Here is a 3,063-nt window from a genome sequence, read left to right on the forward strand (position 1 = left end):
AGACTAAAAAGATTTTCTTTAGCTTAGAAAATCGATTAAAATATTTTATTTTCGATAAAGTGATCCAAAATTGAAAAATAACGACTAGAATAACTCAATATTTAAAAGTATGAATTATTCAGGACTCAGGCAACCTGTTAAATTAACAAGGTGCCTGAGTTTTTTGCTTTTATTCATTCTTCTGGTTGCGAAAATCCACTACACCAGATAAGGCTGCGAAGATCATAGCTGCAATCGGCCAAATGAACCAACTGCGTCCCCAATCCGCTGTGATAAAACTATAACCAAGGAAGATCGCTGTCACCAAAGGCCAATAGATACCGGCTAGACGTTCAACTACTTCACTTTCCTCATCCTCTGGCTGACGGTGATTAAGTAATGTATTCAAACTGCCCCAATAAATCCCTGTAGAAATCAACATATAGATAGCCATAGAAACCACCGTGAGGAAAATCCCTACAACATAACCAATATGGTCTTCTGCAAAACTAGGAAATAACAGGTTAATGATAATGATTGGAAGTACGCTCACTATGATTAAAGCAACGCCAAAGGATAATTGTCGCGTATGAATCGGACGATAATTGTCTATCTCTTTCTCAACAAATCCACGAACACCGAACTCCAACTCAAAAGCTTCTTCTAAAAACGCAAAGTTTTGCATACGCATACTCGCAAAGATCATCACACCGACACCTAAGGCTACAAGTAAGAACAGCGCACTAATTCCAATCGCTTCACTGACATTCTCTGGAATTATTCGAAGCATCGATGGTGTTGTTAAAGTCACAATCGGAATGACACTACTTATTAGTAGCACAACCCCTATACCAATTCGATGAGCAAAATCTGACTTCTCTTCTAAGTATTCTTTAGCTGTATTCAGTGACACAGACACATAATCTGCTTTTGGCAACTCGTGTTCAGCTGCTACTTCCTCTTCTGTTTCTAAACTTTCATCATCATCATTTAAGAGATAATCGGTTGTGACACCAAAAAGTTTTGAGAGTTTAAGGACTTTGTTTAAATCGGGTGTCGCTTGATTGCCTTCCCACTTTGAGACTGACTGACGACTGACATTCAACTTTTCAGCTAGATCCTCTTGCGTCATATTATATCTCTTTCGCAAGTGGATAATTTTGTCTGCTAATATCATGGATAACACTCCTTATGTTATGTATTCATCTCTCTTTTCCTACCTTTATTATCTCTCAGATAATGGTTGCAGACCATGTAGTGCACTGTATAATTGCGCAACTAGCGGTTGCAAATGGCTACATATTAGCATTTCTTTCCTATTAACAATATATACTTAATTCCTGAATAATTCATACCTCTAATTTCAGAGGCTGTTTTATCAATATTGTTATATTTTCTTTATCGTTTTCCATTTTCTATCCTAATTATTTATTTTTTTCGGTCTACTTAATTATTTTGAGACTTTTCACTTTTTGAACTCAAATTTTAGGCGCACTTCTCCCTGGGCCATTTGAACTTTTTAAAAATCAGGTTCTTTAAATGTACTGCCGAATCCTTTGGATTTTCCTGAATACGGCATAAAACTCTCGCTGATAAACATGAGAAATCGATAGTTTTAAATACATTTGTCTTGCAGTGCTGACTAGTTTTCCAGCCACTTTGAATAGACGGAAACGGATTGTGTCCACTTGGAGTCCTTTCGATTTTGGCTCAAAACACAAGGTGCGTAAGAAGTTAACCAGATTGTACGCCAACAGGCTAATCATCATGCGGGCCTCGTTTTCAATGAATCTAGGACTATCTGTTTTATCAAAGAAGAAGCTGTTCTTGGCTTCTTTAATGTAGTTTTCCATGGTACCGCGTTTATTGTAGGTTTCAAACACTCTTTTAGCTGAGATGTTTTCTGAGAAATTCGTGACAATAAAGGAATGCTTAAAAAGGAGTTCGCCTACTTCTCGAGTTGAACGAATACACACTCGACGCGGTTTGAACCATGAAGCTGCTTGGTAGGAAACCGAATGATAATAGACTTCTTTTTCATCCCAAGGATGATGGTTATCATAGAACACAAACTCTTCCGCTAAACGATATAAATTCCTATTGGCCTTTAGCCGAATGACATACTGATTTTCGTATAAGTCGCATAAATCATAAACATCCGGTGTCGCGAAACCACTGTCTCCACGAACGAGAATATCAGTGGTTGGAATCGTTTGGTTATAATGTTCCAATAACGGTTCAAGAAATTCTTTGACCCCGTTGGAAGTGTATTGATTTCCTGATCGAAGCTTGGCTTTTAAAAAGTCGCCAGTCAAGCCGTCAAATGCCACTAAAGGATGGTAGCCATTCGTTCCATAATGGGCGTTGTAAGCAGTTTGTTCTTGATGACCAAAGGTATCCGAATGGGTAGAATCTAAATCGATAATCATATTTGTATCGTTGCGAACCAGACGGGCTTTGTCAATTAACGCTTGATTGAATACTTGAAGCGTCTTAATTGTCTCACCTTCTACACGATCATAGAGTCGAGAGATTGAGGATTGAGAAGCCAGCGGCTCATCGGTTAAGAGCGTCTGTAATACCGGATCATGCTGTAGAATATTTGCAGCAGAGTCGGTGTTATAACCGGCTACAATTTGCAGCACTAACTGTTTTAAAAGCTTATGATTCGTATGCGTCCAATATTTTCAACTGTCGTTAAATCGAACAATCTTTTTAGAGAGCTGAGTAAATTGGAAAGCATCCATTAATTCATCGATTAAAATCAAACCAGAATCACTTGATAAACGACCACCATCATGAGAAACGATTAAGTTACTGTTGAATTTCACTGCATTTTCTTGTAAAGTAACCATTGAGAGAACCCCTTTCTATGGTTGTTTGTAGTGAATTAACCATATCAGAAAGTGGTTCTTTTTTCATCACCTAATGGGTGATGAAGTAAGTTGCTTTAAATAGGTGTGTTGTAAGATGAAACGCAACACTAAAAAAAGACATGAAGATTCGTTATACTTAAGTCACCACAACATAGTATAAGGAGAGAATCTTCATGTCACACACTCATTTTAACACAAAGAAATCTAA

At 37.6% G+C, this 3,063-nt stretch carries 1 protein-coding gene and 1 pseudogene; both read right to left on the reverse strand.

The annotated features are described in order from the left end of the window. Positions 1–169: 169 nt before the first annotated feature. The gene (locus ACEN3Z_RS11670; protein ID WP_407090957.1) at positions 170–1,156 is read right to left on the reverse strand and encodes a helix-turn-helix domain-containing protein; all 987 of its coding nucleotides are present in this window, start codon (positions 1,154–1,156) and stop codon (positions 170–172) included. Positions 1,157–1,514: 358 nt separating this feature from the next. After that, positions 1,515–2,834 (reverse strand): annotated as a pseudogene (locus ACEN3Z_RS11675) (IS1380 family transposase). Positions 2,835–3,063: the final 229 nt, after the last annotated feature.

The organism is Ruoffia sp. FAM 26254, assembly GCF_045528545.1.
Lineage (GTDB): Bacteria > Bacillota > Bacilli > Lactobacillales > Aerococcaceae > Ruoffia > Ruoffia halotolerans.